Consider the following 26,964-nt stretch of genomic DNA (forward strand, 5'->3'; position numbering starts at 1 on the left):
CTGATTTCGGGCGGGCGGTCCAATCGCCCGTGTACGGGCGTGTGCGCATGCCGCGCACACTCAGAAATCTGAAACTCGAATCGTGTGCGCAACAGTTGTCACACCTCGCTGACCACAATGCTGACAACGCAAGCGTCGTCCGGGCGCCAGGCCTGAGGCGGCACATCCCAGGGCCACTTTCGAGTGGCCCTGGTTGCGTAAGCGGGGCTTGCTTGTAGGTCTCGGTGAGGTCTCGGTGTCTTTCTCGAACAACTTGGCGGCGCCGGCGTGACCGTATCACCGGCATACAGCCGGCCTCGTTGAACGAGCTAGCTCATGTCCGTCCGGACTAGTCCAATCGGCCGACTCCGCCCGCCCTTCACGACAGGTTAAACTCATGCCCTGTTGGTGGTAACCGGTCATGACCGGTCACCACCGCCGCTATCCGCCGTCCGCGGTGGGCGCACGTTGCGTCCGGCCGTCGGCACGTTCCGGCTTTCACAGCACGCATGATGGGCAATCACACGGCAACTCCCGACTCCTCCAGCGAAACCGCCGCGCCTGCGGACCTGTCGCAACACACGCCCATGATGCAGCAGTATCTGCGCATCAAGGCGCAGCATCCCGGCACGCTGGTGTTCTATCGCATGGGCGACTTCTACGAGCTGTTCTTCGAGGACGCCGAAAAAGCCGCGCGTCTGCTCGATCTCACGCTCACGCAGCGCGGCGCGTCCGGCGGCAATCCCATTCGCATGGCGGGCGTGCCGCATCACGCGTGCGAGCAGTATCTCGCCAAGCTCGTGAAGCTCGGCGAGTCGGTGGCGATCTGTGAGCAGATCGGCGACCCGGCCACGTCAAAGGGCCCCGTCGAACGCAAGGTCATGCGCGTGGTCACGCCGGGCACGCTGACCGACGCCGCCCTGCTCTCCGACAAAAGCGACGTCTACCTGCTTGCGCTCTGCCCCATTCACAACCGGCGCGGCGTGGTCACGAGCGTCGGGCTCGCGTGGCTCAATCTGGCAAGCGGCGCGCTGCGCCTCGCGGAAGTCGCGCCCGCTCAAGTGGGTGCGGCGCTGGAGCGCATCCGTCCGGCCGAAACACTGGTCGCGGATTCGATCACGGACCTGCAAAGCTCGCTCGGGGTAACCAATCTCGGCGCGAGCCACGTCGCCATCACGCGGGTGCCCGCCTGGCATTTCGACGTCGGCTCGGGCACGCAGCGCCTGCGCGAGCAACTGGATGTCGCGAGCCTCGACGGCTTCGGCGCGCAGACGCTCACCTGCGCGTGCGGGGCGGCGGGCGCGTTGCTGCTCTATGCGGCGGCGACCCAGGGCCAGCAGTTGCGCCACGTGCGCAGCCTGAAGGTGGAATACGAGTCGGAATACATCGGGCTGGATCCCGCCACGCGGCGCAATCTCGAATTGACCGAGACGCTGCGCGGCACGGAATCGCCCACCTTGTTCTCCCTGCTCGACACCTGCTGCACGACCATGGGCAGCCGTCTGCTGCGCCACTGGCTGCATCACCCGCCGCGCGACGCCGCCATCGCACAGGCGCGCCAGCAGGCCATCGGCGCGCTCATCGAAGCACCGGCCGCCAGCAGCCTGGATACGTTGCGCACGGCGCTGCGCCGGGTGTCGGACATCGAACGCATCACCGGGCGCCTCGCGCTGCTGTCCGCGCGTCCGCGTGACCTGTCGAGTTTGCGCGACACCTTCGCCGCGCTGCCCGAATTGCGTGTGCAGGTCGCGGGGGTGTCGGCGCAGGCGAGCGCGCTGGAACGCATCAGCGCCGCGCTCGAACCGCCGCATGAATGTCTCGACCTGCTGACGAGCGCCATTGCGCCCGAACCGGCCGCGCTGATCCGCGACGGCGGCGTCATCGCGCGCGGCTACGATCCCGATCTCGACGAACTGCGCGACATCTCGGAGAACTGCGACCAGTTCCTGATCGATCTCGAAACACGCGAGCGCGAGCGCACCGGCATTGCGAACCTGCGCGTCGAGTACAACAAGGTGCATGGCTTCTATATCGAAGTGACGCGCGGCCAGACGGACAAGGTGCCCGACGACTATCGCCGCCGCCAGACGCTGAAGAACGCCGAGCGCTATATCACGCCCGAACTGAAGACCTTCGAGGACAAGGCGCTGTCCGCGCAGGAACGCGCGCTCGCCCGCGAACGCGCGCTCTATGAAGCGCTGCTGCAGAACCTGCTGCCCTTCATCGCGGACTGCCAGCGCGTGGCCGGCGCGCTCGCCGAGATGGACCTGCTGTGTGCTTTCGCCGAACGCGCCCGCGCGCTCGACTGGGTCGCGCCGCAGTTTTCGGCCGAAGCAGGCATCGATATCGAACAAGGGCGACATCCGGTGGTCGAGGCGCAGGTCGAGCAGTTCATCGCCAACGACTGCTGCCTGAGCCAGGATCGCAAGCTCCTGCTGATCACCGGGCCGAACATGGGCGGCAAGTCCACCTTCATGCGTCAGACCGCGCTGATTGCGCTGATGGCCTATGTGGGCAGCTACGTGCCCGCGAAGCGCGCGCGCTTCGGCGCGCTGGACCGCATCTTCACGCGCATCGGCGCTGCCGACGACCTCGCCGGCGGCCGCTCCACCTTCATGGTGGAGATGACCGAAGCCGCTGCGATTCTCAACGACGCCAGCGCGTCGAGTCTCGTGCTGATGGACGAGATCGGGCGCGGCACCTCGACCTTCGATGGCCTCGCGCTCGCGTGGGCCATCGCGCGGCATCTGCTCACGCACAACGCCTGCTACACGTTGTTCGCCACGCACTACTTCGAGCTCACGCAACTGCCGAGCGAGTTCGCGCAGGCAGCGAACGTGCATCTCTCGGCGGTCGAGCACGACCATGGCATCGTGTTCCTGCATGCCGTCAGCGAAGGTCCGGCCAATCAGAGCTACGGCCTGCAGGTGGCGCAACTCGCAGGCGTGCCGTCGGCGGTGATCCGGGCGGCGCGCAAGCATCTGGTGCTGCTCGAACAGCAGTCGATCAACCAGCCCACCCCCCAGTTCGATCTCTTCGCGAGCCAGCCCTATGCGCCGTATGGAGACGAAGCGGAGGCGCCTGAAGCTGTCGAAGCGCCCGAGCATCCGGTGTTGGCGAAGCTGCGCGGATTCGATCCGAACGAACTGCGTCCGCGCGACGCGCTCGATCTGCTCTACGAACTGCACGAGCTGGCGAATGCGCCGCCGGATGACGCGCGTTGAGCGTGCCGGATTATCGCGCCTCTCTCATGCGTCCCGTCTGACGGCTGCGGCCGTGCTGCTCGCGGCGCTCATGTGGAGCGCAGTCGGGCATGCGCAGGCCAGCGGGCCGCTCGGCTTTGCGGTGCTCGCCAACGCGCTCTCGCGCCCCGCTGACGAAGCCCCGGTGCGCCGCATGCTCGATGCCATCGGGCGCGACAGCAACATCGCTTTCATCGTTTACGACGGCAATTTCAAGGGCAGCGCCGAAGCATGCCGCGACAGCATCTATCAGTCGCGCCATGATCTGCTGGATGCGTCGCGCACGCCGGTGATCGTCCTGCTGGGCCAGCACGATTGGGCCGACTGCGGTCAGGTTCACGCAGGTGCCTATGACCCTGTGGAACGGCTCGACTTCATCCGCCAGCTATTCTTCGCCGACGCCAATGCGCTCGGCCAGACGCCGCTCACGCTGTCGCGCCAAAGCGATGTCGCGCGGTTTCGCACCTTTCGCGAGATCGTGCGCTGGCAGTCGCAGGGCGTCGCGTTCATCGGCCTGAACGTGCCGAGTCCGAACAATCACTATCTGACCGCGGGCGGACGCAACGGCGAGTTCGAAGACCGCGCTGTCGCCACCAGCTTCTGGCTCGAACATGCGGCGGAGACCGCGCGGCGCACGGACATGCGTGCGCTCGTCATCCTGCTGCAGGGCGATCCGGATTTCTCGCGCTATGAACGGCGCGAGCGCTTTGCATGGCTGCGCTTTTCACGCGCGAATCCGCCGCGCGACGGCTTCCTCGAACTCAAGCGCAGTCTCGTGAAGGCCGCCGAAACGTTTCGGGGGCCGGTCATCGTGATCCACGGCACGGATGCGTCCGAGCCCGCCGGCTTTCATATCGACCAGCCGCTGCGCAATGACAAAGGGCTGATCGTCACGAACCTGACGCGCGTGGCCATCGCGTTCGGCAAGCCGCAATCGCAATGGCTCGACGTGCAGACCGATGCGCAATGGCATCCGCCGTTCCGTCTGCGCGTGCGTACCGTGAACGGAGCGGCCAACGCGGACACCAGTGCGCCTTCGAGCGCGTCGGACCTGGCGTATCCGACGCCTCAATCGCAACCGACGCCGCTCGCGCTGCCGCGCAACGACCTGCCCGAAGCCCTGCCCGCGCCGCCGACTATGCCCTTGCCCGCGTCCGATCTTCCGCCCATCCTGACGCCGCCGCAGTCGCTGCCGCCTCTTTATCCGACGCCGGCCTCGAGCATGCAGAACGGCGCGGCGCCGAACTCGCCCACGCCGACCCAATAAAAAAAGCGCAGCCGAAGCTGCGCTTTCTTCATCAATGAGTGGTCTCGCGCCGCGCGTTCAGTGCAGCGTCGGGCCCGCGTCCTTGCGCGGTTCGTTATCGTCTTCTTCGTCGTCTTCATCGACGACTTGCAGTCCATCCGCGCCATGCGCGTGCTGATGCTCGATCTCGTCATCCGTGGCGTCACGCACTTCCTGCACCGACAGCGCGAAACGCAAGGCCATGCCCGCGAGCGGATGATTGCCGTCCAGCACGACCTTGTCCTCGGCGACGTCAGTGACGGTGTAGATCAGCGAGTCCAGTTCGTCGTCTGCATCCTCAGGCGTACCTTCGAACTGCATGCCCACTTCCAGCGGCTCGGGAAAACGGCTGCGCTCCTCGATCTTCACGAGCTCGGGATCGTACTCGCCGAATGCGTCCTGCGGCTCGAGCTGGATGAGCGTTTCAAAGCCGGCTTCATGGCCGGCGAGCGCTTCCTCGATCTTGGGGAACGTGCCATCATAGCCGCCGTGCAGATAGACCATCGGCTCGTCGCTTTCCTCGATCAGATTGCCTTGCGCATCCGATAGCTTGTACGCGACCGAAACGACTTTGTCTTTCGCAATTTTCATTGGATCCTCCAAGATACAAGACTCGATTATACGATGCCCAAGCGGCCACACCACGCCAGTCCGTCCCCCCGTTCCACCCCGCCCGGGCCCACTCGTGCGCCCTTGCCGAACGAAATCACCCCCCTGTTGGGCAACCGCACGCCGCTTCAGTTCATGCGTCGCTACTGGCAGAAAAAGCCGCTGTTGATCCGCCAGGCATTCCCCGGTCTTGCCGCTCCGCTGCCGCGTGACGAACTCTTCGCGCTCGCCGATCTCGACGACGTCGAGTCGCGTCTCATCACTCATTTTCGCGACAAATGGGACATGGAGCACGGGCCGTTCGCGCCTGACGAACTGCCATCGGTGAAAAAGCGTGAATGGACGCTGCTCGTGCAAGGCGCGAACCTGCACGACGACCGCGCTCATGCACTGATGAACCAGTTCCGTTTCATTCCGGACGCGCGCCTGGACGATCTGATGATCTCGTACGCCACCGATGGCGGCGGCGTCGGTCCGCATTTCGACTCTTATGATGTGTTTCTGCTGCAGGTGCATGGCAAGCGTCGCTGGCGTATTGGCAAACAGCGCGATCTTTCGCTAAAACCCGGATTGCCGTTGAAAGTTTTACAGCACTTCGAGCCCGAAGAGGAATGGCTGCTGGAGCCCGGCGACATGCTCTATCTGCCGCCGCACGTCGCGCACGACGGCATTGCAGAAGGCGAATGCATGACGGCGTCCATCGGCTTTCGCGCGCCCTCGGAGCATGAACTCACGGCGCAGTTCCTCTATCACCTGGCCGAGCGTGCAGGCGAAGCGGCCGAGGGCGCCCGTGCCGGCGCGCGTTATCGCGATCCCGCTCAGGAACCCGTGGCGAACCCGGGCGCGCTGCCTCAACTGCTGAAGGAGCGTGTAGGCGCGATCCTTGCGAACATCGACTGGGATGAAAAGGACATTGCCGCGTTTCTGGGCACTTATCTGAGCGAGCCGAAGGCGAATGTGGTGTTTGACCCGCCTGAACGCATTTTGAATGAAGCGCGTTTCGTTGAACGTGCAAAAAAGACGGGCGTAAGGCTGGATAGAAAGGCCATTTTGCTCTATGACCAGAAGTCATATTTCGTAAATGGCGAGGCAGCATCGTTATCGTCGAAGCTGAAAAAGTGGCTCCCTGAATTGGCCGATTCAAGGCATCTGGAGGCGAAACGCTTTGTAACACTTACAGACGATTCGACAATGACGGCGTTGCTGCACGAATGGTATCGTGCGGGCTGGATTCAATTGGGCGTCTGGGCTTGACAGGCTTGGCTCAACGAGACTTCCAGAACGCTGCAGATGCTAGAATGCGGCGTTCCGCAATATGAAAGTTTGTATGAGAAAGACAACGTATCGGCCCCCGATTTATCGACGGTCGTTGCGAAAGTGCCTATAATTTCCGGCCAAGCCGTAGGAAGTCTCACACAAAAAAGAATTGTGAGTCTCCACAGCGGCCCTGGTCGGTGTTGGAGCACACATTACCGGTACTTTGCGCTGTTGCTTACCTTTAACCATAAAAGGACGTGATCATGAAGAAATCCCTCCTCGTAGCATCCCTGTTGGCTGCTGTTGCTCTTGCTGCATGCAACAAGTCTAGCGATTCGGCTGCTCCGAGCGCTGCAAGCGATACGTCGGCTGCTTCGGCACCGGCTGCTGCCGCTTCGGACGCAAACGCTGCAGCATCGAGCGCTTCGGCCGCTGCAAGCGACGCAGCTTCGGCTGCTGGCGCTGCTTCGGACGCTGCCGCTTCGGCTGCTGCTCCGGCATCGGGCGCAAGCCAGTAAGGCTTCAGGCGCTATGCCCCCGCAGGCCGCTCAATGCGGCCTGCAAACGAAAAAACCGGCTCTCGAGCCGGTTTTTTTTTTAAGTGTGCTTCATGTCGTGCATGGCGCGTATTGAAAGAACCCTATAGCGTCAGCCAGTCGAAGCCCTCGGCTTGCGTGGCAACGACCACTTCAATCTCCGCTGTCCCCAACACCGCCGCAAGGGCCGCCTGCGCCAGATGCGGCTGATTGTTCTGCTGACTCAGATGAGCGGCTACCAGATGACGCAGCTTCGATCGATCCAGAGAAGCGAGAATGGCCGCGGCCGCATCGTTATTCAGGTGTCCATGCGTTCCGCCGATGCGCGCCTTCAGCGAAGGCGGATAGCGGCTTGCTGCGAGCATCGCGAGATCGTGATTGGATTCGAGTACGAGTGCGTCGCAACCGCTCAGCATGGCCGTGATATGAGGCGTTGAAACGCCCACGTCGGTGAGCACGCCCAGACGGCTGGCGCCATCGGAGAAGACGTATTGCAGCGGCTCGCGGGCATCGTGCGGCACGGTGTAGGGCAACACGCTCAGATCGCCGATGGCCACCCGCTCGTCGCCCCACAGCACGTTCAGCTCGACCTTGCCTTCATCGGCGCCGATCGCGCGCGCCGTGCCCCAGCTCATGTGCAACGGAATCGAGAACTTGCGCGCCAGCGTCATCGCGCTGCCGATGTGATCCGTATGCTCGTGCGTGATGACGATGGCGTCGAGATCTTCGGCGCGGCAATCGAGCCGCGCGAGACGCCGCTCGATCTCCTTCGCCGAGAAGCCGCAGTCGAGCAGCACGCGCGTCGTGGTGGTGCCGCACGACGCCTCGACGAGCAATGCATTGCCTTCGCTGCCGCTGCCCAGACTGGCGAATCTCACGATGCAACCTTGATCAACTGAAGTCCCGCACGCGTGTTAGTTCAACTGTGCGTGAAGCAACGAGACGATGCGCTGCGCATCGGACGACGTATCCGGCTGCCCGTTCGCATCGACGACGCCGATCTGCGTGACCGTGTCCGCCTTCGGCTTCACGTTGACGAGGAACTGGCGCGTCGGCTTCGGCGTGTTGCTCGAAAAGAACTTGCCGAACAGGCCGTCTTTCTTGAGCTCGGCCATCGAGTCCGAGTAATGCACGTAGTAGATGCCCTTCTCGCGATCGCGGTTGTCGACCGTGAAGTTCGTGCGATCGAGCGCCAGGCCCACGCGCAGCCACGCGCGATCGAAGGGCTCGGCGAGATCGAGCGACGTGCCGCCCGCGCCCGGATCCACCGCGACCTTCGCGCCGGCCGGCCGTGCATCGGCGATCAGCTTCTTCGACTGGTCTTCGGTGAGACCGAACTTCTGCATCAGCTTCGTGAGGACCGCCGCTTCGAGCTCCGGATTGCGCGGACGCGTTTCCCAGCGCGAGCCGGTCTTGTCCTGTCCCGTCAACACTTCTTCCATCGCGCTGTGCGTGATGGAGATGTCCGTGGAGCCGTCCTGCGCGCGATCCACCTGGGTGCGGAACATGTCGCGCGTGCCCGACGAATACGCGAAATCGATCAGCTTGCCCACGCTGTTCCTGAACCAGTCGCTCGGAATGTTGGCGCGGTTCTCGGCCCAGTCGGTTGCCATGATGCCGGTAGCGGGCGCGTCGGTCTTGAGCGTGAAGCCGTTCTCCTGCCAGAACTCCTTGAGCGGATCCCAGATCTGGTCGGGCGAGCGGCCGTCGACGACGAGCCAGCGGCGATCGCCGTCCTTCTCGACGTGCATGCCGTACGGATCCTGCGTGTTCGGCACACCGAGCGTCGCGTTGCCGGCCGGCGTGACCGAGCGCTCGGCGGCGCCGCCCAGCGCGTTGATCTTCGGCGGCGCGGCGTAACGCTGGCTGATGTTGGCCGTGGTCAGGTCCGAGGGCACGTTGAGCGACGGCGCGGTTTCAGCAGACTTGTAGTTGACGCGGTCCGGCGCGAGCCAGTCGTTGAGCGTATCGCAACCGGCGAGGGCAAACAGGGCACTGGCGCCAAGCGACAGCACGCTCAGGCGTTTTGCATGAACAAGAAGAGCGGAACGTTTCATGAGGTCCTTCGTTGCTGCTGATGACGCTTGGGTCCTGGCGCGGATCCCGCTCGGGCCGAGCGGTTCATCGGGACCGGCCGATGAGGCCAAGGAGCGTGGGTTGAGGATGGAGGCAGTGGTTCATGTCGATCACTTGCGGCGGCGCGGCGATCACGTGAGTGTGACCATGGCGCGCCGCCGCAGGCGATCAGCCGAGCAGCCCTGACTCGCGCAGCGCGTCGCGCACGACGTCGTGGAAGCGCGCATCGAGCGGCGTGAGCGGCAGACGGATGCCATGCTGCATGTGGCCCAGTTCGGCGAGCGCCCACTTGGCCGGAATCGGATTCGATTCACAGAAGAGCTGTTTGTGCAGCGACAGCAACTGCATGTGGATGCGGCGTGCAGTGACCGCGTCGCCTTCGAGCGCGGCGCGGCACAGCTGGCTCATGGCCTTCGGCGCGACGTTGGCCGTCACCGAGATGTTGCCGTGGCCGCCCAGCAGCATCAGCGCGATGGCCGTGGGGTCGTCGCCGCTGTAGATGCCGAAGTGCGCCGGCGCGTGCTTGATCAGTTGCGCGGCGCGATCGATGTTGCCGGTCGCTTCCTTCACGCCGATGATGCCCGGCACCTGCGCCGCGCGCAGGATGGTTTCGTTGCTCATGTCCGCGACCGTGCGGCCGGGGACGTTGTAGAGGATCACGGGCAGGTCGACGGCTTCCGCGATCGCCTTGAAATGGCGATAGATGCCTTCCTGCGTCGGCTTGTTGTAATACGGGACGACTTGCAGCGTGGCGTCGGCGCCGACCTTCTTCGCGTGCTTCGAGAGTTCGATGGCTTCGGCGGTGGAGTTGCCGCCCGCGCCCGCGATGATCGGAAAGCGCTTGGCCGCGTGTTCGACGGCCGTCTGGATCATCAGGATGTGTTCCTCGACCGACAGCGTGGCCGATTCGCCGCTCGTGCCCACGACGACGAGACCGTTCGAACCCTGTTCGACATGCCAGTCCACCAGTTTTCGGAACGCCGGCAGATCGAGACTACCGTCATCGTGCATCGGGGTAACGATGGCAGGAATGCTGCCGCGGATCTGAAGACCGCCCTGGTGGGTGCCGCTGGTGCCGTTTGTGCCGTTTGTCATGAAACTCTATGAATTTAATCGTGAATTTAGCCGCGAAACGCGATCTCTCGCGATTGTAGCGGATTAGCCGTGCAACGCGTAACGCGGCGGACCCGGGGGTGTGTTACCAATCGTGAGCTGATTTGCCTCGCGGACCGCACAGATGCGCTGCACATACGCCGGCCGCGGTTCATCGAGAAAGCCGTCTTCGTAGCCGATCACGCGCAACGGTCCGCGCACGGCGTCCAGCAGTTCGCCAGGCGCGAGCAGGAACGCCGGATTGGACGGCTTGCCCACACTCGCATTGCCCGCCGCGAAGGTTTCGTAAAGCAGCACGCCGCCCGGCGCAAGCGAGCCGACCAGCGCGCCGAACAACGGCCGGTGCAGATAGTTCGTGACGACGACTGCATCGAACGTTCGGCCGGAAAGCGGCCAAGTAGAACCGTCTTCGAGATCGGCGTTCAACGTGTCGATGCCAATCTCCGACGCCATCGACTCGAGCGCCTGCGCGTCGCGATCCACCGCCAGCACGCGATGCCCTCGCGCCGCCAGCCAGCGCGCATGGCGCCCGCTGCCCGCGGCGACATCGAGCACCGCGCCGCCGGCCGCGATCAGATGCGCCCAGCGCGTGATCCAGACGCTCGCCACACTGTCCATCAGTTGTAGGACAGGCCCATGGCCTCGCGTACGTCGCGCATCGTCTCCACGGCAAACTTGCGGGCCTTGTCGCAGCCGTCCGCAACGATCGCGCGCAGCAGCGACGGATCGTCCATGTATTTCTGCGCGCGTTCGAGCATCGGCTGCTGTTCGCGCAGGATGCCCTCGATCACCGGCTGCTTGCATTCTAGACAGCCGATGCCCGCGCTGCGGCAACCCTTCTGCACCCACGCATGGACCGTCTCGTCGGTATAGACCTCGTGCAGCTTCCAGACCGGGCACTTGTCTGGATCGCCCGGATCGGTGCGGCGCACGCGCGCCGGGTCGGTCGGCATGCGGCGCACCTTCTGTTCGATGGTCGCCGCGTCCTCGCGCAAACCGATGGTATTGCCATAGGACTTCGACATCTTCTGCCCGTCGAGGCCCGGCATGCGCGACGCTTCCGTCAGCAGCACCTGCGGCTCGACCAGGATGATCTTGCGCGAACCTTCCAGATAGCCGAACAGGCGCTCGCGGTCGCTCATCGAGAGGCTCTGCGATTCCTGCAGCATCGCGCGCGCTTGTTCGAGCGCTTCGTCGTCGCCTTCCTGCTGATAGGCGACGCGCAGTTCGTGATACAGCTTCGAGCGCTTGCCGCCGAGCTTCTTCGCGGCTTCCATCGCCTTTTCGTCGAAGCCCGGTTCGCGGCCGTAGAGATAGTTGAAGCGGCGCGCGATTTCACGCGTCATCTCGACGTGCGGCACCTGGTCCTCGCCCACCGGCACGAGCGACGCGCGATACAGCAGGATGTCCGCCGCCATCAGCACCGGATAGCCGAGGAAGCCGTAAGTGTCGAGATCCTTCTCCTTCAGCTTCTCGATCTGCTCCTTGTAGGTCGGCACGCGTTCGAGCCAGCCGAGCGGCGTGCCCATGCCGAGCAGCAGCGACAATTCGGCGTGCTCGGGCACGCGGCTCTGGATGAACAGCGTGGCCTGCGCCGGATCGATGCCCGAGGCCAGCCAGTCGATCAGCACCTCCCAGACGTTTTTCTCGATGACCTCGGGCGTCTCGTAGTGCGTGGTGAGCGCATGCCAGTCCACGACCGCGAAGAAGCACGGGTATTCGGACTGCAGCCGCACCCAGTTTTTCAGCACGCCGTGATAGTGGCCGAGATGCAGCGACCCAGTGGGGCGCATGCCGGAGAAAATACGGTCAGGGAACATGATGTTATGGAAAGAGTGAAGCGAGGGGATTCAGGATGGCCGATACCGCCGCGTAGCCGACGCTCACGAGCGGCCCGAGCCAGAAGCGCGTCAGCACGCCGGTAACGACGAGCGCCATCACGATGAAGAAGCCGTAAGGTTCGAGCTTCGAGAACGCGATGGACGCGCGCACCGGCAGGAGCGCCATCAGCACGCGGCCGCCGTCGAGCGGCGGCAGCGGAAACAGGTTGAGCACGCCGAGCACGAGATTCACGCCGACGCCTGCTGCCGCCATGCGCGTGAAGAACGGTTCGTCGACGTGAAAGACCATGAGCAGCACCGCGATTACGCCCCACACGAGCGCCTGCACGAAGTTGCTACCGGGACCGGCGGCGGCCACCCAGAGGCTGCCCCAGCGCGGATTGCGCAGGTTGCCGAACGCGACCGGCACCGGTTTGGCATAGCCGAACATGAACGCGCCGCTCGTCACGAAATACAGGACGATGGGAATCAGGATCGTGCCGATGGGATCGATATGGCGCATCGGATTCATGGAAACGCGGCCGAGCACGTAGGCCGTGTTGTCGCCGAGCAGGCGCGCGGCGTAACCGTGCGCGGCCTCGTGCAGCGTGATCGCGAAGATCACCGGGAGCGCGTAGACCGCGATGGTCTGTATCAGGGAAGAATCCATAGGGCGGTATTGTATCAAGCAGGCAGGAAGGTTCCGGGCGCGCTGTGTGGCCGTGCGCGCACGCTCTCGGCCGCAGCATGAAGCATGAGACTTAATCGGGACTTATGCGGGCGTTGTGCGGGCGTTGTGCTCGTGTGCGTCACTGCGCGGCGCTAGGCCGTGAGCCCGAACGGTTCGAGACTGCCTCGCCCCGCGCGCACGAGCACGGGCTCCCCCCCGGACAGGTCGATCACCGTGGAAGGCTCCGCGGGACACGCGCCCGCGTCGATCACCAGTTCGATCTGCTTTTCCAGGCGCTCGCGAATCTCCTCGGCGTCGTTGAGCGGTTCGGTGTCGGGCGGCAGGATCAGCGTGGAGGCGAGCAGCGGCTCGCCGAGCGCTTCGAGCAGTCCGAGCGTGATCGTGTGATCCGGCACCCGCAGCCCGATGGTCTTGCGCGACGGATGCGACAGCCGGCGCGGCACTTCCTTGGTGGCCTGCAGCACGAACACATAAGGCCCCGGCGTCACCGACTTGATGAGACGGTATTGCTGGTTGTCGACCTGGGCGAAATTGGACAGCTCGGACAGGTCGCGCACGAGCAGCGACAGCAGTTGCTTGTCGTCGATGCCGCGAATGCGTCGCAGGCGCTCGACGGCGTCCTTGTCGTCGAGATGGCAGGCGAGCGCATAGCTGGAATCCGTCGGCAAGGCGACGAGCCCGCCGTCCTTGATGATCTGCACCGCCTGATTGATGAGCCGCGGCTGCGGATTGTCCGGATGAATGCGAAAGAATTGGGACATGACGACGCCTTGTTGTTTCGATCGTTTGCGCGCGCATGGCACGGGCACACGTGCAACTCGCGCCCAGGTGCGCCGGTACGCGAACTGCGTACGGAATAAGACGGGTGATGCAAAGACCGTGCGCGCGAAAAAGTAATCACGCAGGGAACAGCGCAGGAACCAAGCAGGCGCCGCGCGCGAAGGCGCGTTACAGCCAGCGCTCCCAGACGGGCGTGAGGTCGTCCGGCAACGGCGGCAGCCGGCCGAGATCGACGCGACCTTCGCCCGCGCCGTGGAAGTCCGATCCGCGCGATGCCTCGAAGCCATAGCGACGCGCGACGTCAGCGTACTCGCGATATTGATCGGGCGTGTGACTGCCCGTCACGACCTCGATGGCGCGCCCGCCCAGCTGGATGAACTCGTCGAACAGCGCGGCGAACTCCACTTGCGTGTAATCGTAGCGGCCGGGATGCGCGATGATCGGCTCGCCGCCCGCTTCGCGGATCCACTTCACGGCGTCGGCCAGCTTGGCCCAGCGATGCTCGACGAAGCCTGGCTTGCCGTCGCCGAGATAGCGCGCGAACACCTCGGACGTGGATTTCGCGTAACCCGCGTCGACCAGATAGCGCGCGAAGTGCGTGCGCGAGATCATGTCGGGGTCGTCGGTATAGCGCAGCGCGCCCTTCAGGCAGTCCGGAATGCCAACGGCCGCCAGCGCCTCGCCGATCGCCTCGCCGCGCGCCGCCCGGCCGTTGCGCGTGCATTCGAGGCCTCTTTGCAGCCCTTCGTGTTCGGCATCGACGTTCATGCCGACGATATGCACCGTCCGCGCCGCCCACGTCACCGAGATTTCGACGCCGGCCAGATAGCCCATGCCGAGCGCCTCGGCCGCCGCGCGCGCTTCGCGCTGGCCACCGATCTGATCGTGATCCGTCAGCGACCACAGCGTCACGCCGTTCGCATGCGCCCGTGCCGCAACCTCGGCGGGCGCGAACTGGCCGTCGGACACGGTGGAGTGGCAATGCAGGTCGGCGTTCATCATCGGTTCTCGCGGTTCACTGACATTCTAGTTTAATGGCATGACAGTCCGGGCATGGCGTCCCATCGTCACACGCGGGCGCGCTCACGCACAGAACGCCGCGATCAGCGCCGCAACTCGTTCCGGCTGGTCGTGATGGACCATGTGGCCGGCGTCGTCGATGACCTCCTCGCGCCAGTCGGCAAACGCCTCGAAGCGCTGCTTGAACTCGGCGACGGGCGTCTGGCCGGCAAAGCCCGCGAGGGTCGGCGAATCCTTCGCTTCGACGTGCAACACCGGCGCCGTGACGCGCGCCCACGTTGCGCTGACTTCGTCCAGACGGTACAGCGTCGGTCCGCGCATCTTGTGTGCCGGATCGGCGAGCAGGTGAAACCGTCCGTCCGCTTCTTCGCGCGACCAGAACTGCGCCAGATGGCGCGCGCGGGCCGGCGCGAGGCGCGGATTGGTGCGGATCAGGCGCTCGGCCACTTCGTCGAGGCTCGCGTAGCTGCGCAGTGTTGGCGGCGTGCGCTGGTCGTCCAGCCACTGCGCCAGACGGCCAGGCGCCTGCGACGCGCGCGCCGCCGGCAAACCGAACCCTTCCAGATCGACGACGCGCCGCACGCGCTCCGGCCGCACGCCGGCGTACAGCAGCGCGAGATTCGCGCCCATGCTGTGACCGACGAGATTCGCCGGGGCGTCAGGCGTGAAGTGGTCGAGAAGCCGTTCGAGATCCGCGAGATAGTCCGGAAAGTGGTAATGACCGCCGCCGCTGCGGGCCACCGGCCAGTCCGACAGGCCGAACCCGCGCGCATCCGGCGCGAGCACCTGCCAGTCGCCGGCGAGTGCATCGACGACAAACTGGAACGACGCGCCGATATCCATCCAGCCGTGCAGCATGAAGAGCATCGGTGCATCGGGCGGACCCCAGCGGCGCACATGCAGCCGCACGCCGTGCGCATCGATGAATTCGGAGCGCGATTCCTTCATGTTCCCGCCTTCTTCAAGATAAAAACGGATGATCGTTCGATTATACCGGCGGCGCGTCGTCGAGACCTGAGAGCGCGCGCAGTTCCGCTTCGTCGAAACCCGCCTCGCGACGTGCCTCGAAGTTGAACGGTCCGCGCAGCCGTGGCGCGTGATAGTGGGCGGCGAGGTGTTCGTAGGTCACGTGGGGATCGAGTTGCCGGACGTCGCAGAGAAAGCGGAACCAGCGGTTGCCGATCAGCACATGGCCGATCTCGTCGCGCAGGATGATGTCCAGAATCGCTGCTGAAGCGTGATCGCCCGCCTGCGCGAGCCGCTTGCGAATGGGCGGCGACGCGTCCAGCCCGCGCGCCTCCAGCGTGCGCGGCACCAGCGCCATGCGGCCGAGTACATCCCCACAAGTACGCTGGGCCATGTCCCACAGGCCATCGTGCGCCGGGAAATCGCCGTATGCGTGGCCAAATTCGGCCAGCCGCGCGCTCAGCAGCGAGAAATGATGCGCTTCCTCGGCGGCGACTTTCAGCCAGTCGAGATAGAAATCGTGAGGCATGGCCGGGAAGCGCCAGACGGCATCGAGGGCCAGGTTGATCGCGTTGAATTCGATGTGCGCGAGCGCGTGCAGCAGCACGGCCCGCCCCGCCTCCGACTGCATGCCGCGCCGCTTCAGCGCCGACGGCTCGACCAGCGCAGGCCGCACCGGGCGGCCCGGAAGATCGCCGGGATCGGCCGGGGCACTCGCCGGATCGATCCGCGCCGCCTGCGCGTGCACGGCGTCCCATAGCGCGCGCGTACGCGACGCCTTCACAGCGGGATCGCGCTCGCGCAGGATCTCGAGCGCGAGAAGACGGGCGTCGGTGTCGGAGGGCGTGGTGGTTTCGTGCATGGTGGCGGTCTGGAGAGAGGATGCCGGAAAATTCAGGATCGGCGGGCATCCAGTGCAAACGGCTAAAATGGTCATCCCGGCGCACGCCCGCGCAGCGCGCAGCGACGTCGGCCGCCGAGCCGGCAGGCGCGCATTGTAGCGCCGCCGCCGGACCCGCCCCGGCCACGCCCCGTTCGCACCCGTTCATACAATTCCACGCCTCAGGAGACAATGTGGCCATCTACAAACTCGGCGACGACGCCCCCACCATCCACGAAAGCGTGTTTCTGGCGGACACGGCGACCATCATCGGTCGCGTGACGCTCGCGGAAAACGCCAGCGTGTGGCCCGGCGCCGCCCTGCGCGGCGACAACGAGCCGATCGTCGTCGGGCGCGGCAGCAACGTGCAGGAAGGCGCGGTGCTGCACGCGGACCCGGGTTTTCCGCTGACGATTGAAAACGACGTCACCGTCGGCCATCAGGCCATGTTGCACGGCTGCACCGTCAAGGAAGGCTCGCTGATCGGGATTCAGGCGGTGGTCTTGAATGGTGCGGTCATCGGCCGCAACTGTCTGGTTGGCGCGGGCGCCGTGGTCACCGAAGGCAAGGTCTTTCCGGACAACACGCTGATTCTCGGCGCGCCGGCGAAGGCCGTCCGGGAGATCGGCGAAGCGGACATCGCCCGCATGCGCGGGGCCACGGCAAGCTATGCCGACCGGCGCGAATATTACAAGGCGCAGCTCGTGCGCATCGGCTGAGACCCGGACATCCGGGCCAGTCTCAACACCCAAGGAAGCGTTGTGAACGACCAGTTGCAAAAATTCATGTTCAATGCGGCGCCGGTGCGCGGCGAGATCGTTTCGCTGCGTCAGACGTGGCAGGAAGTGCTCGCGCGTCGCCAGTATCCGGTTGCCGTGCGCACTGTGCTCGGCGAGATGATGGCGGCGTGCGCGCTGCTGTCGGCCAATCTCAAGTTCGACGGCACGCTCGTCATGCAGATCTACGGCGACGGCCCCGTGAAGATGCTGGTCGTGCAGTGCCATTCGAACCTGTCGCTGCGTGCCACGGCCAAGCTGGCCGAGGGCGCGGAGAGCGAACTGAAGGACGAAATGTCGCTCAGCGAGCTGCTGAACCAGCATGGCCGCGGCCGCTGCGTGATCACGCTCGATCCGTCCGACAAGAAGCCGGGCCAGCAGCCGTACCAAGGCATCGTGCCGCTGTCGGGCGAGCACGGCCCGCTGGCGTCGATGGCCGAGGTGCTCGAGCACTACATGCACCACTCGGAGCAGCTCGACACGCGCCTGTGGCTCGCCGCGGATACCGATCGCGCGGTCGGCATGCTGCTGCAGAAGCTGCCCGGCGACGGCGGCATCGTCCCGCATCCGGGCGAGCACGACGCCGATACGTGGCAGCGCGTCTGCCATCTCGGCAGCACGCTGTCCAACGAGGAACTGCTGAAGGAAGAACCGGACACTGTGTTCAAGCGGCTCTTCTGGCAGGAAAACGTCCAGCATTTCGATCCCGCGCCCGCGCGCTTCCAGTGCAGCTGCTCGCGCGAGAAAGTGGGCGGCATGCTGAAGATGCTGGGCCGCGAGGAAGTGGACAGCGTGATCGCGGAACGTGGCGGCGTCGAGGTGCATTGCGAGTTCTGCAACCAGCGTTATGACTTCGACCCGGTGGACGTCGCGCAACTTTTCGTCGCGAAAGAGCTCTCACAAGGCGTGAGCCCGGCGTCGGACCGGCGGCATTGAGCGTCGGCGAAACAGGGCTTGAAAAGGGGCCATGAAGCGTCGCCTGCGGTGCGGTTCACGGAAAGCCCGCCGCAGGTTCTGGTTGAATTTCCGTTCAGATGTCCGGCCCGCTGGAGGTCGCAAGATGAAAACCGCACTGCCCGACTGGAAACGGCTGACGGGGTTGTTCGCATTCGTCGCGGGGTTCGCGCTCGTCGCGGGCTGCGCGATGGAGCCGCCTGGCCCTTCGCCGATTTATAGCCGTCTGCCCGACACCGCGCCCGCGCCGCAACAGGCGCTGACGCCGCAGCAGCAGATGGCCCGCTACAACGCCATCGACAAGCAGGCGCTCAACGAATCGCAGCAGGCCGCCACGGCCAGCGAGGCCGCCCGGACGATGTCGCAGTTCTACGCACCGGCGCCGGCACCCGTCTCGGTGTACGGCGGCTATTCGAGCGGCGGCTGGGGTGGACCGTACTGGGGCACGGGCGTGGGCATCGGCACCTGGTGGTGAGCGCGGCAACACACGGCTCATGAAAACAAAAATGGCGCGATCACGTGAAGTGACCGCGCCATTTTTTCGTCTGTCTGAACCGCGCCGCGTATTACTGCGCGCCGCCCTGCTTCTTCTTCGCGTCAGCCGCCTTGTCCTTCTGCGCCTTGCGGTCGAGATCGCGCAACTCCTGCTTCGAGCGCGACACCGGATTCGGCACCACGCGCAACGGCGCCGACGACACCTGACCGCGCGTCGACCCGCTCATGCCCGGCACGTTGGCCGAGTTGACGGGCGCAGTGGAATTCGGCGAGACGAACTGCACGAACACCTCGCTGTCCTTCACCATGCCCATCTCGTAGCGCGCCCGTTCCTCGACCGCCGACGTGCCGTTCTGCAGATCCTGAACCTCGCCCTGCACCCGCTCGTTACGCAAGCGCAGAGTGGTGTTCTTGTCCGTCTGCTGCCCGAGCTGCTGCTGCAATTCGTGCACGCGCAGCCAGCCGCCGTGGCCCCACCAGAGCGGGTACTGGATCAGCGCCAGCAACAGAATCAGAACGACAGTGACGAGCCGCATTCAAGTAGCCGAAAGAAGCGTCGCCCGGCGGCGAAAGACGTTTGGCCGAGGGCGACGGGCTGGAAATAAGACTGACGAACCCTTATCGACTAAAGCGGCGAAAGCTTTAGCGCAGGTTGTAGAACGCCGACTTGCCCGGATAGCTCGCGATATCGCCGAGATCTTCCTCGATGCGCAGCAGCTGGTTGTACTTCGAGATGCGGTCGCTGCGCGACAGCGAGCCGGTCTTGATCTGGCCGGCATTCAGGCCAACCGCGATATCCGCGATGGTCGAATCTTCCGTCTCGCCCGAACGATGCGAGATGACGGCCGTATAGCCCGCGCGCTTGGCCATTTCGATGGCCGCGAAAGTTTCCGTCAGCGTGCCGATCTGGTTGATCTTGATGAGGATCGAGTTGGCGATGCCCTTCTCGATGCCTTCCTTCAGGATGCGCGTGTTGGTCACGAAGAGATCGTCGCCGACCAGCTGGATCTTCTTGCCGAGCTTGTCGGTCAGCGTCTTCCAGCCGTCCCAGTCGGACTCGTGCATGCCGTCCTCGATCGAGACGATCGGGAACTTGTCGGCCAGCGTGGCGAGGTAGTCGGCGAATTCGGTCGACGACAGTTGCAGGCCTTCGCCCGCGAGCTGGTACTTGCCGTCGTGATAGAACTCGCTCGCCGCGCAATCGAGCGCGAGCAGCACGTCTTCACCGGCGCGATAACCCGCCTTCTCGATGGCTTGCAGAATCGTGGACAGGCACTCGTCGTTGCTGCCGAAGTTCGGCGCGAAGCCGCCTTCGTCGCCCACGGCGGTGCTCATGCCGCGCTCGGCCAGAATCTTCTTCAGCGCGTGGAACACTTCGGCGCCGCAGCGCAGTGCTTCGCGGAAGGTCGGCTGGCTCACCGGCACGATCATGAATTCCTGGATGTCCAGGCTGTTGTTCGCGTGCGCGCCGCCGTTGACGATGTTCATCATCGGCACCGGCAGTTGCATGGCGCCCGAGCCGCCGAAATAGCGGTACAGCGGCAGACCGGCTTCTTCAGCGGCGGCCTTTGCGACGGCCATCGACACGGCCAGCATCGCGTTCGCGCCGAGGCGCGACTTGTTGTCGGTGCCGTCGAGTTCGAGCAGGGTCTTGTCGAGGAAGGCTTGTTCCGAGGCGTCGAGGCCCATGATGGCTTCGGAAATCTCGGTGTTGATGTGTTCGACGGCTTTCAGCACGCCCTTGCCGTTGTAGCGGCCGGCTTCGTCGTCGCGCAGTTCGATGGCTTCGCGCGAACCGGTGGACGCACCCGACGGCACCGCGGCGCGGCCCATCGTGCCCGATTCGAGCAACACGTCGCATTCGACAGTGGGATTGCCTCGCGAATCGAGAATCTCGCGGCCGATGATATCTACGATAGCACTCATGGTTTCCTCAAGAAATGACGATGAATTCTGTCAGGCGTTACGACGCGGCGGGGCCGGACTGGCCGTGGCGCTCGCGCCTGCTGCGCTTCGCCCGGCTCTTCTGCACGACCCGCCGGTTCAGTGGCGCGACGGCGTTTCGCGACTCATGACAAGCGCGGCCGACGCTGCCATGCGGTCACGATACTGCGTGCGTGACCGCTGAATGCTTCAAATCCGGCTTCAGGTTCGGCTTCAGGTTCGTCATGACGGCCCTGCCTTCGAACACATCAGGCACGGCCCGCTCCTCCTGCACGGCCACATCACGTGACCGCTGTTCTGCATGCGGGCGCCGACATGGGCGCCCGCTATCGTACTTCTTCACCGCGAAACTGCAATGGCGGTTGCGCTCGATTTCAATTGAAATCGCTTTCGAGGAACGGACCGCTTTTTACAGCGCGATCGATCGTGATGAGCGTTTCCAGCAGCGCTTCCATGCGATGCAGCGGCACTGCATTCGGACCGTCCGATTTCGCGCAGGCCGGGTCCGGATGCGTCTCCATGAACACGCCCGCGACACCCGTGGCAATCGCCGCGCGCGCCAGCACCGGCACGAATTCGCGCTGGCCGCCGGAACTGGTGCCCTGCCCGCCCGGCAACTGCACCGAGTGGGTGGCGTCGAACACGACCGGCGCGTTCGTCTCGCGCATGATCGCGAGCGAGCGCATGTCGGAGACGAGGTTGTTATAACCGAACGACACGCCGCGCTCGCACGCCATGAAGCGGTCGTCCGACAAGCCCGCTTCGCGCGCGGCGTCGCGTGCCTTGTCGATCACGTTCTTCATGTCGTGCGGCGCGAGAAACTGGCCCTTCTTGATGTTGACCGGCTTGCCCGAACGCGCGCACGCGTGGATGAAATCCGTCTGGCGGCACAGGAAAGCGGGCGTCTGCAGCACGTCCACGACCGATGCCACCGCTTCGATTTCCTCTTCCGCATGCACGTCCGTGAGGACCGGCACGCCCAGTTGCTTCTTCACTTCACCCAGGATGCGCAGGCCTTCGTCCATGCCCGGGCCGCGATACGACTTGCCCGAGCTGCGGTTGGCCTTGTCGAACGACGACTTGTAGATGAACGGAATGCCGAGCTTCGTGGTGATTTCCTTCAGCCGTCCGGCGACGTCAATGGTCATCTGCTCCGACTCGACGACACACGTTCCCGCGATCAGGAAGAACGGCTGGTCCAGACCCGCTTCGAAGTGACACAGCTTCATGCTTGCGCTCCAGCGGTCGCCTTGGACTGCGACGTCGCACCCGCGCCTTGCGCATGCGCGCGCGCGGCTTCGACGAAGGCCTTGAAGAGCGGATGCCCGTCGCGCGGCGTCGAGGTGAACTCGGGGTGGAACTGCACACCGACGAACCACGGATGCAGCGCGTGCGGCAGCTCCATCATTTCGGGCAGGTCCTCGCTCGGGGTACGGGCGCTGATGATAAGCCCGCCTGCTTCGAGCTGGGGCACGAAACGGTTATTGACTTCATAACGGTGCCGATGACGCTCGTTCACATCCGTGCCATAGATGCGCTCGGCCATGGTGCCGGGCTTGATCGGGCACTTCTGCGAACCGAGGCGCATGGTGCCGCCGAGATCCGATTCCTCGCTGCGCTTTTCGACGCGGCCCGCGCGGTCGTACCACTCGGTGATGAGGGCGACGACCGGGTTCTGCGTGTCCTGATCGAACTCGGTGGAGTTCGCATCCGCGAGACCGGCGACGTCGCGCGCGAACTCGATCACCGCGAGCTGCATGCCGAGACAGATGCCGAGATACGGCGTCTTCGATTCGCGCGCGTAGCGGATTGCCTTGATCTTGCCTTCCGTGCCGCGCCGGCCGAAGCCGCCCGGCACCAGCACGGCGTCGAGATGCTTGAGGGCGTCGGTGCCTTCGGCGTCGATCTGCTCGGAGTCGATGTACTCGATGTTGACCTTGGTCGACGTATGGATGGCCGCGTGGCGCAGCGCCTCGATCAGCGACTTGTACGACTCGGTGAGCTCGACATACTTGCCGACCATGCCGATGGTCACTTCGCTCTTCGGATGCTCGAGCTTCTGCACGAGGTCCGCCCACATCGCGAGGTCGGCCGGCGGCGGCGCGAGCTTCAGCGCTTCGCAGATGATGTCGTCGAGATGCTGGTCGTTCAGCATCTGCGGAATCTTGTAGATGCTGTCCGCGTCCCACACGGAAATCACGGCGTCTTCCGGCACGTTCGAGAACATCGAGATCTTCGAGCGCTCGTCGTCGGGAATCGGGCGGTCGGCGCGGCACAGCAGCACGTTCGGATAGATACCGATTTCGCGCAGCTTCTGCACGCTGTGCTGCGTGGGCTTGGTCTTCAGTTCGCCGGCGGTGGCGATGAACGGCACGAGCGTCAGGTGCACGAAGCACGCGCTGTTGCGGCCCATGCGCAGGCTCATCTGGCGCGCGGCTTCGAGGAACGGCAGCGATTCGATGTCGCCCACCGTGCCGCCAATCTCGACGATCGCGACATCCGGCTGGCCGCAGGTGGCCGCTGCCGCGCCGCGTTCGACGAACGCCTGGATTTCGTTGGTGATGTGCGGAATGACCTGCACCGTCTTGCCGAGGTACTCGCCGCGGCGTTCCTTGCGGATCACCGATTCGTAGATCTGGCCGGTGGTGAAGTTGTTGGCCTTGCGCATCTTCGTGCTGATGAAGCGCTCGTAATGGCCGAGGTCGAGGTCGGTTTCCGCGCCGTCTTCCGTCACGAACACTTCGCCGTGCTGAAACGGGGACATCGTGCCGGGGTCGACGTTGATGTAGGGATCGAGCTTGAGGAGGGTGACTTTCAGACCGCGCGATTCGAGGATCGCGGCGAGGGAGGCGGCGGCAATACCCTTGCCGAGGGAAGACACTACGCCGCCGGTGACGAATACATATTTGGTCATCGCTAGATGCTCGCGGGAAAAACGGATTATACCGTAAAGGCCGCGCCCCACGAAGCGTGCCTGGACGCCGGACGGGCTGCGAATGCGCGCGTTTTCATCCGGTTTCCGGGAGATCGTTTCGCCGCGCGGCAGGCGGGCGTCGTGGCCTTTTTCATGTCTGGAATACGGCTGCGCGCATCGACGCGATCATGCGCTGCACGGCGATGTGGGCCTCGTGCCCTTTTACAAGCCGGCATAGGGCCGGTCAGCGCGGCGTCAGCCGGCGTCGCGCATCGACGTGATCATGCGCTGCACGGCGCGGGCGGTGTCGATGGGGCGTTCCATCGGGAACAGATGGCTGCCGTCCATCCATTCGAGCCGCTCGCCGACGACCCGCCGCGTCATGCCGAGCCCCACGTGGCGCACCTCGCGCGAGCGCGTCCCCGCGATGAAGCCCACCGGCACCGGCGCGCCGTGCGCGAGCCGCGCGCCGAGCGTGTGCGGCAAGGTCCGATAGATCCGATATTCGACCTGCCGGTCGAAGGCGAGTGTGCGCCCGCCGTCCGGCTGCGCTTCGCGCATGCCGCGGTCGATGTAGTCGGCCAGCATGCGCTCGTCCCAGCGCGCGAAGGCGGGCTTGGCGTGGAAGTGCCGCCATGCCTCGTCGCGGCTCGCCCAGTGCGTGCGCCGCTTGCGCGTGGCGGCGGCGGGCGACAGCCGCTCGTCCAGTCCGGTCCATTGCGTGATGCGCAGCAAACCGCTTTTCCAGCCCGCGATCACCGGCGAATCGAGCATCACGACGCCCTTCACCCAGTTCGGCCGCTTCAGCGCCGCCAGCAGCGAGACATAGCCGCCCAGCGAATGCCCGACGAGCCAGACTTTCGCGGGTTCGCCGTCGGCGTGACCGCGCTGGCGGTTCATGTCGTCGATGAGCTGTTCCACCAGATGCGGCCAGTCCTGCGTAACCGGAAAGCGCGGATCGTGACCGATGCATTCGATACCGCGAATCTCGAATTCGTCGGCCAGTTCGGCAAACATCGTGCGATAGGTCGATGCGGGAAAACCGTTCGCATGCGAAAACTGGATGATGTCTTTCACGCGGGGACGCCTCCGTGCCGTTCCTTTTGTTCTGATCAGCGCCCCATCCAGTAGCGGGCGTGCGTGTGCCTGAAGCGTTCGAGCGTGAGGTCCGCGCCGATCTCGACGCGCGCTGCGCCGTCTTCGTCGCTGCGTGACAGCGGTATGGCGCGCAGGCCGTAGCGCGCGAACACGCTGGCATTCGGGTGATGAAAACGGTTGCGATAGCCTACCTGAAATAGCGCGGCGCGCGGCTCGACGGCGTCGAGGAAGGGCTCGGTCGACGACGTGCGGCTGCCGTGATGCGGCGCGATCAGCAGGTCGGCGCGCAGGGCGTCGCGGTCCTGCGCAATCAGCATGCGTTCGACGTCGGCTTCGATATCCGCCGTGAAGAGCGCCGCCCGCCCCGCCGCGCTCGTCACCTTGAGCACGCACGACTGCCCGTTGGGCTTGCCCGTGAGCGGCGCAGGCTCCGGCCACAGCACGCGAAACTCGACGCCGTCCCACTGCCAGCGCTGGCCCGCCGCGCAGCGCAGCGTCTCGATGCCGCGCGTGCGAGCGGATGCCCAGAGCACGTCCTGCGCCGGCAGCGAGGCGAGCAGTTGCCGCACGGCGACCGTCCGCAGCACGGCCGGCGCGCCGCCCGCGTGATCCGAATCGGAATGACTGACGACGAGCGCATCGAGTGCGGTCACGCCGGTGGCGAGCAGATAGGGCGCGACGATGCGCTCGCCCGCATGGTTCGATTCCGGGCCGGGACCGGCGTCGAACAGCAGCGCATGATGCGCGGTTTCGATGACGAGCGCCGCGCCCTGTCCGACATCCAGCGCGGTCACACGGAATGCGCCCGGCGGCGCGGGATGCGGCGCGGTCGCGAGCAGCGGCAACCAGGTCAGCGGCGCGGCCCAGCGCAGCGGCCAGCCCGGCGGCGCCAATGCCCATGCAACGCCGATGCACGCCGCCGCCAGCGCGAACGGCTCCGGCCGGGGCAACTGCCACAGCGACGCGGGCGCCGCGGCGGCGAGGCGCGCGAGCAGATCGCACAGCACGGCGAGCGCGGCGTGGGCGACATGCAGCACGGGCGCGTCGAACGGCGCGGGCAACAGCAGGCCGGCGAGCGTCGCGGGCGTCACGAGTGCGCTGATCCATGGAATGGCGAAGGCGTTCGCGAGCGGCCCGAGCAAGGGAATCTGCGAGAACCACCAGACGGTGAGCGGCGCGAGCGCGAGCGTCACCGCGTACTGAACGCGCACGCCGGCTGCCATCCGATGCCGCACGCGACGCGCGCAGCGCTGCATGAAGTGAAGCACACGTGCGACAGTGCGACGCGCGCCGGAGGACGGCGCGGGCCGCTGCCCTACTTCACTCGGATCGGCGCGATCCCATTGGTCGATGTCGTCGTCATCCTGCGTCGTCGGCCGGGAGGCGGCGCGGCCCGCCGAAGCGAGCGCGAAGAGAATCGCGGCCACGGCACCGAACGACAGCCAGAAGCCCGGCGACGTCACCGCCCACGGATCGGCGGTCAGTACGCACGCGAGCGCCCACAGCAACACCAGCGACGACGCCGGCCGCCGGCCGCTCAGCAGTGCGCAGCCGGCAATCAGCAGCATCCACAGGGTGCGTTGCGCGGGCACATTGAAGCCGGCCAGCGCGGCGTAGAACGCGGCGCACGCGGCCGCGCCGAGCATCGCCACCTTCGGCGCCGCCGCGATCAGCGGCGCGGGGACGCCACGCAGTCTCAGGCGCTTCCAGACGAAGCCACACAGCAAACCCGCCAGTCCCGCAACGAAGCCGATATGCAAGCCGGAGATCGCGACGAGGTGACTCGTGCCGGTGGCGCGCATCACGCGCCAGTCTTCGTCGCTGACGGCGTTCTGCGCGCCGACCGCGAGCGCGACTACGACGCCTCGATGCGGCGCATCGTGGAGCACGCTTTCGATGCGCTCACGCAAGCGCGTGCGCAAGCGGTCGAGCGCCAGCAGCGGCCCGCTCGCGTCTGGCTTCAAACGCTGCGGCGCAGGCGTGGCGGAGATGACGCCCGTCGCGCGGATATCGCGTTCCAGCAAGCTCGCTTCGCCATCCCGAAGTGCGAAGTTCGCTTCGGTGTGCGGGCGTTTCAGGCGCGCAGTCAATCGCCAGCGCTCACCCGCGTAGAGGGCTGGCAGCGGCACGCCGTCCTTCTGCATCCACAGCAAGCGCACGACGCGTGGAAAGTCTTTGAGCCTCGCGCCATTCGATTCGACTTCGAAGAGCAAACGCGTGCCGTCGGCGCGCACGTCGGACATGCCGCGCACGAAACCGCTCAGCTCGATATCCCGCTGTTCGTAGGCAACCGGCAACTGCCGCTGCAAGCGCACTTCCGCTCGCCATGCCGCATACGCCAAGCCCGCGACGCAAGCAGCAATCGTGAAGCTCGCCACGCGCAGCCGCGGCTTCGCGATACCCAGCCCTATCGCAATGACGAAGCCGACGCAGCAAACGAGCCATCCGAAGCCGCCCGGCAAGTGCGCCTGCTGCTGCAACCATCCGACGCCCAACGCATATCCCAGCAGAATCGCCCGCACCGCTTCC

At 65.3% G+C, this 26,964-nt stretch carries 25 protein-coding genes; 8 read left to right on the forward strand and 17 right to left on the reverse strand.

Translation table 11 applies throughout. The features are described from left to right. Window positions 1–491: 491 nt before the first annotated feature. Together mutS and QCE88_RS11080 are read left to right on the forward strand one after the other, a co-directional pair. Complete coding sequence (gene mutS, locus QCE88_RS11075; RefSeq protein WP_309903524.1) at window positions 492–3,203, forward strand: DNA mismatch repair protein MutS; 2,712 nt, start codon at window positions 492–494, stop codon at window positions 3,201–3,203. Beyond that, window positions 3,178–4,488 (forward strand): hypothetical protein, encoded by a 1,311-nt coding sequence (locus QCE88_RS11080; RefSeq protein ID WP_309901777.1) that lies wholly within the window; start codon window positions 3,178–3,180, stop codon window positions 4,486–4,488. Before mutS ends, QCE88_RS11080 begins: the two co-directional genes overlap by 26 nt. A gap of 57 nt (window positions 4,489–4,545) precedes the next feature. Here the strand turns inward: QCE88_RS11080 and QCE88_RS11085 are convergent, their stop codons facing one another. Further along, window positions 4,546–5,097: a peptidylprolyl isomerase gene (locus QCE88_RS11085; RefSeq protein WP_309808810.1), complete on the reverse strand. Its 552-nt coding sequence runs from the start codon at window positions 5,095–5,097 to the stop codon at window positions 4,546–4,548. Window positions 5,098–5,130: 33 nt separating this feature from the next. On the opposite strand from QCE88_RS11085, the gene QCE88_RS11090 reads away from it, so the two are divergent. Together QCE88_RS11090 and QCE88_RS11095 are read left to right on the forward strand one after the other, a co-directional pair. Beyond that, the gene (locus QCE88_RS11090) at window positions 5,131–6,369 is read left to right on the forward strand and encodes a JmjC domain-containing protein (protein WP_309901780.1); all 1,239 of its coding nucleotides are present in this window, start codon (window positions 5,131–5,133) and stop codon (window positions 6,367–6,369) included. Window positions 6,370–6,635: 266 nt separating this feature from the next. Beyond that, on the forward strand, window positions 6,636–6,890 hold the full coding sequence (locus QCE88_RS11095; RefSeq protein WP_309832676.1) for a hypothetical protein: 255 nt from the start codon (window positions 6,636–6,638) through the stop codon (window positions 6,888–6,890). Between the two features lie 122 nt (window positions 6,891–7,012). Here QCE88_RS11095 and QCE88_RS11100 read toward each other — a convergent pair whose 3' ends face one another. The 10 genes from QCE88_RS11100 to QCE88_RS11145 form a co-directional block, all read right to left on the reverse strand. Continuing rightward, window positions 7,013–7,786: an MBL fold metallo-hydrolase gene (locus QCE88_RS11100; RefSeq protein WP_309901782.1), complete on the reverse strand. Its 774-nt coding sequence runs from the start codon at window positions 7,784–7,786 to the stop codon at window positions 7,013–7,015. A gap of 36 nt (window positions 7,787–7,822) precedes the next feature. Continuing rightward, window positions 7,823–8,965 carry an outer membrane protein assembly factor BamC gene (gene bamC, locus QCE88_RS11105; protein WP_309901784.1) on the reverse strand — a complete coding sequence of 381 codons (1,143 nt, stop codon included), beginning with the start codon at window positions 8,963–8,965 and terminating at the stop codon, window positions 7,823–7,825. Window positions 8,966–9,152: 187 nt separating this feature from the next. Continuing rightward, window positions 9,153–10,079: a 4-hydroxy-tetrahydrodipicolinate synthase gene (gene dapA / locus QCE88_RS11110; RefSeq protein ID WP_309901786.1), complete on the reverse strand. Its 927-nt coding sequence runs from the start codon at window positions 10,077–10,079 to the stop codon at window positions 9,153–9,155. A gap of 63 nt (window positions 10,080–10,142) precedes the next feature. Next, window positions 10,143–10,715: a class I SAM-dependent methyltransferase gene (locus tag QCE88_RS11115; RefSeq protein ID WP_309901788.1), complete on the reverse strand. Its 573-nt coding sequence runs from the start codon at window positions 10,713–10,715 to the stop codon at window positions 10,143–10,145. Further along, complete coding sequence (locus QCE88_RS11120; protein ID WP_309832682.1) at window positions 10,715–11,917, reverse strand: tryptophan--tRNA ligase; 1,203 nt, start codon at window positions 11,915–11,917, stop codon at window positions 10,715–10,717. Before QCE88_RS11120 ends, QCE88_RS11115 begins: the two co-directional genes overlap by 1 nt. A 4-nt stretch (window positions 11,918–11,921) precedes the next feature. Next, window positions 11,922–12,587 carry a site-2 protease family protein gene (locus QCE88_RS11125; protein ID WP_309901790.1) on the reverse strand — a complete coding sequence of 222 codons (666 nt, stop codon included), beginning with the start codon at window positions 12,585–12,587 and terminating at the stop codon, window positions 11,922–11,924. Window positions 12,588–12,739: 152 nt separating this feature from the next. Continuing rightward, the gene (locus tag QCE88_RS11130) at window positions 12,740–13,369 is read right to left on the reverse strand and encodes an L-threonylcarbamoyladenylate synthase (protein WP_309832684.1); all 630 of its coding nucleotides are present in this window, start codon (window positions 13,367–13,369) and stop codon (window positions 12,740–12,742) included. 187 nt (window positions 13,370–13,556) lie between these two features. Continuing rightward, window positions 13,557–14,387, reverse strand: a complete 831-nt coding sequence (locus tag QCE88_RS11135) for a 3',5'-nucleoside bisphosphate phosphatase (protein WP_309903526.1) — start codon at window positions 14,385–14,387, stop codon at window positions 13,557–13,559. An 84-nt stretch (window positions 14,388–14,471) separates the two neighbouring features. Further along, window positions 14,472–15,356, reverse strand: coding sequence for an alpha/beta hydrolase (locus QCE88_RS11140; protein ID WP_309901792.1), 885 nt, complete (start codon window positions 15,354–15,356; stop codon window positions 14,472–14,474). A gap of 40 nt (window positions 15,357–15,396) precedes the next feature. Beyond that, window positions 15,397–16,236 carry a ferritin-like domain-containing protein gene (locus QCE88_RS11145; RefSeq protein WP_309901794.1) on the reverse strand — a complete coding sequence of 280 codons (840 nt, stop codon included), beginning with the start codon at window positions 16,234–16,236 and terminating at the stop codon, window positions 15,397–15,399. Window positions 16,237–16,448: 212 nt separating this feature from the next. On the opposite strand from QCE88_RS11145, the gene QCE88_RS11150 reads away from it, so the two are divergent. From QCE88_RS11150 to QCE88_RS11160, 3 genes are all read left to right on the forward strand, one after another. Continuing rightward, a complete protein-coding gene (locus tag QCE88_RS11150; protein ID WP_309903528.1) occupies window positions 16,449–16,973 on the forward strand; it encodes a gamma carbonic anhydrase family protein in 525 nt (174 codons plus the stop codon). Window positions 16,974–17,015: 42 nt separating this feature from the next. Continuing rightward, the gene (hslO, locus tag QCE88_RS11155) at window positions 17,016–17,966 is read left to right on the forward strand and encodes an Hsp33 family molecular chaperone HslO (protein WP_309901797.1); all 951 of its coding nucleotides are present in this window, start codon (window positions 17,016–17,018) and stop codon (window positions 17,964–17,966) included. Window positions 17,967–18,090: 124 nt separating this feature from the next. Beyond that, complete coding sequence (locus tag QCE88_RS11160) at window positions 18,091–18,459, forward strand: hypothetical protein (protein ID WP_309901799.1); 369 nt, start codon at window positions 18,091–18,093, stop codon at window positions 18,457–18,459. 91 nt (window positions 18,460–18,550) lie between these two features. On the opposite strand, the gene ftsB is transcribed toward QCE88_RS11160, so the two are convergent. Next, on the reverse strand, window positions 18,551–19,015 hold the full coding sequence (gene ftsB, locus QCE88_RS11165) for a cell division protein FtsB (protein WP_309901801.1): 465 nt from the start codon (window positions 19,013–19,015) through the stop codon (window positions 18,551–18,553). A 106-nt stretch (window positions 19,016–19,121) separates the two neighbouring features. Beyond that, window positions 19,122–20,405: a phosphopyruvate hydratase gene (gene eno, locus QCE88_RS11170; RefSeq protein WP_309901803.1), complete on the reverse strand. Its 1,284-nt coding sequence runs from the start codon at window positions 20,403–20,405 to the stop codon at window positions 19,122–19,124. Window positions 20,406–20,425: 20 nt separating this feature from the next. Between eno and QCE88_RS11175 the strand changes: the two genes are divergently transcribed. Beyond that, window positions 20,426–20,554 carry a hypothetical protein gene (locus QCE88_RS11175; RefSeq protein WP_309901805.1) on the forward strand — a complete coding sequence of 43 codons (129 nt, stop codon included), beginning with the start codon at window positions 20,426–20,428 and terminating at the stop codon, window positions 20,552–20,554. 243 nt (window positions 20,555–20,797) lie between these two features. Here QCE88_RS11175 and kdsA read toward each other — a convergent pair whose 3' ends face one another. From kdsA to QCE88_RS11195, 4 genes are all read right to left on the reverse strand, one after another. Further along, window positions 20,798–21,652, reverse strand: a complete 855-nt coding sequence (gene kdsA / locus QCE88_RS11180; RefSeq protein ID WP_309832694.1) for a 3-deoxy-8-phosphooctulonate synthase — start codon at window positions 21,650–21,652, stop codon at window positions 20,798–20,800. After that, window positions 21,649–23,337 (reverse strand): CTP synthase, encoded by a 1,689-nt coding sequence (locus QCE88_RS11185; RefSeq protein WP_309901807.1) that lies wholly within the window; start codon window positions 23,335–23,337, stop codon window positions 21,649–21,651. The genes kdsA and QCE88_RS11185 overlap by 4 nt, the downstream gene beginning before the upstream one ends. A 255-nt stretch (window positions 23,338–23,592) precedes the next feature. After that, complete coding sequence (locus tag QCE88_RS11190) at window positions 23,593–24,414, reverse strand: alpha/beta hydrolase (protein ID WP_309901809.1); 822 nt, start codon at window positions 24,412–24,414, stop codon at window positions 23,593–23,595. Between the two features lie 35 nt (window positions 24,415–24,449). Beyond that, on the reverse strand, window positions 24,450–26,957 hold the full coding sequence (locus QCE88_RS11195; RefSeq protein ID WP_309901811.1) for a ComEC/Rec2 family competence protein: 2,508 nt from the start codon (window positions 26,955–26,957) through the stop codon (window positions 24,450–24,452). Window positions 26,958–26,964: the final 7 nt, after the last annotated feature.

The organism is Caballeronia sp. LZ035, assembly GCF_031451175.1.
Lineage (GTDB): Bacteria > Pseudomonadota > Gammaproteobacteria > Burkholderiales > Burkholderiaceae > Caballeronia.

What these genes read in the sequence shown, in the direction of transcription:
- mutS (WP_309903524.1), top strand. Translation starts at nt 492, where the DNA reads ATGGGCAATCACACGGCAACTCCCGACTCCTCCAGCGAAACCGCCGCG.
- QCE88_RS11080 (WP_309901777.1), top strand. Translation starts at nt 3,178, where the DNA reads ATGCGCCGCCGGATGACGCGCGTTGAGCGTGCCGGATTATCGCGCCTC.
- QCE88_RS11085 (WP_309808810.1), bottom strand. Translation starts at nt 5,097, where the DNA reads ATGAAAATTGCGAAAGACAAAGTCGTTTCGGTCGCGTACAAGCTATCG.
- QCE88_RS11090 (WP_309901780.1), top strand. Translation starts at nt 5,131, where the DNA reads ATGCCCAAGCGGCCACACCACGCCAGTCCGTCCCCCCGTTCCACCCCG.
- QCE88_RS11095 (WP_309832676.1), top strand. Translation starts at nt 6,636, where the DNA reads ATGAAGAAATCCCTCCTCGTAGCATCCCTGTTGGCTGCTGTTGCTCTT.
- bamC (WP_309901784.1), bottom strand. Translation starts at nt 8,965, where the DNA reads ATGAAACGTTCCGCTCTTCTTGTTCATGCAAAACGCCTGAGCGTGCTG.
- dapA (WP_309901786.1), bottom strand. Translation starts at nt 10,079, where the DNA reads ATGACAAACGGCACAAACGGCACCAGCGGCACCCACCAGGGCGGTCTT.
- QCE88_RS11115 (WP_309901788.1), bottom strand. Translation starts at nt 10,715, where the DNA reads ATGGACAGTGTGGCGAGCGTCTGGATCACGCGCTGGGCGCATCTGATC.
- QCE88_RS11120 (WP_309832682.1), bottom strand. Translation starts at nt 11,917, where the DNA reads ATGTTCCCTGACCGTATTTTCTCCGGCATGCGCCCCACTGGGTCGCTG.
- QCE88_RS11125 (WP_309901790.1), bottom strand. Translation starts at nt 12,587, where the DNA reads ATGGATTCTTCCCTGATACAGACCATCGCGGTCTACGCGCTCCCGGTG.
- QCE88_RS11130 (WP_309832684.1), bottom strand. Translation starts at nt 13,369, where the DNA reads ATGTCCCAATTCTTTCGCATTCATCCGGACAATCCGCAGCCGCGGCTC.
- QCE88_RS11135 (WP_309903526.1), bottom strand. Translation starts at nt 14,387, where the DNA reads ATGAACGCCGACCTGCATTGCCACTCCACCGTGTCCGACGGCCAGTTC.
- QCE88_RS11140 (WP_309901792.1), bottom strand. Translation starts at nt 15,356, where the DNA reads ATGAAGGAATCGCGCTCCGAATTCATCGATGCGCACGGCGTGCGGCTG.
- QCE88_RS11145 (WP_309901794.1), bottom strand. Translation starts at nt 16,236, where the DNA reads ATGCACGAAACCACCACGCCCTCCGACACCGACGCCCGTCTTCTCGCG.
- QCE88_RS11160 (WP_309901799.1), top strand. Translation starts at nt 18,091, where the DNA reads ATGAAAACCGCACTGCCCGACTGGAAACGGCTGACGGGGTTGTTCGCA.
- ftsB (WP_309901801.1), bottom strand. Translation starts at nt 19,015, where the DNA reads ATGCGGCTCGTCACTGTCGTTCTGATTCTGTTGCTGGCGCTGATCCAG.
- eno (WP_309901803.1), bottom strand. Translation starts at nt 20,405, where the DNA reads ATGAGTGCTATCGTAGATATCATCGGCCGCGAGATTCTCGATTCGCGA.
- QCE88_RS11175 (WP_309901805.1), top strand. Translation starts at nt 20,426, where the DNA reads ATGAATTCTGTCAGGCGTTACGACGCGGCGGGGCCGGACTGGCCGTGG.
- kdsA (WP_309832694.1), bottom strand. Translation starts at nt 21,652, where the DNA reads ATGAAGCTGTGTCACTTCGAAGCGGGTCTGGACCAGCCGTTCTTCCTG.
- QCE88_RS11185 (WP_309901807.1), bottom strand. Translation starts at nt 23,337, where the DNA reads ATGACCAAATATGTATTCGTCACCGGCGGCGTAGTGTCTTCCCTCGGC.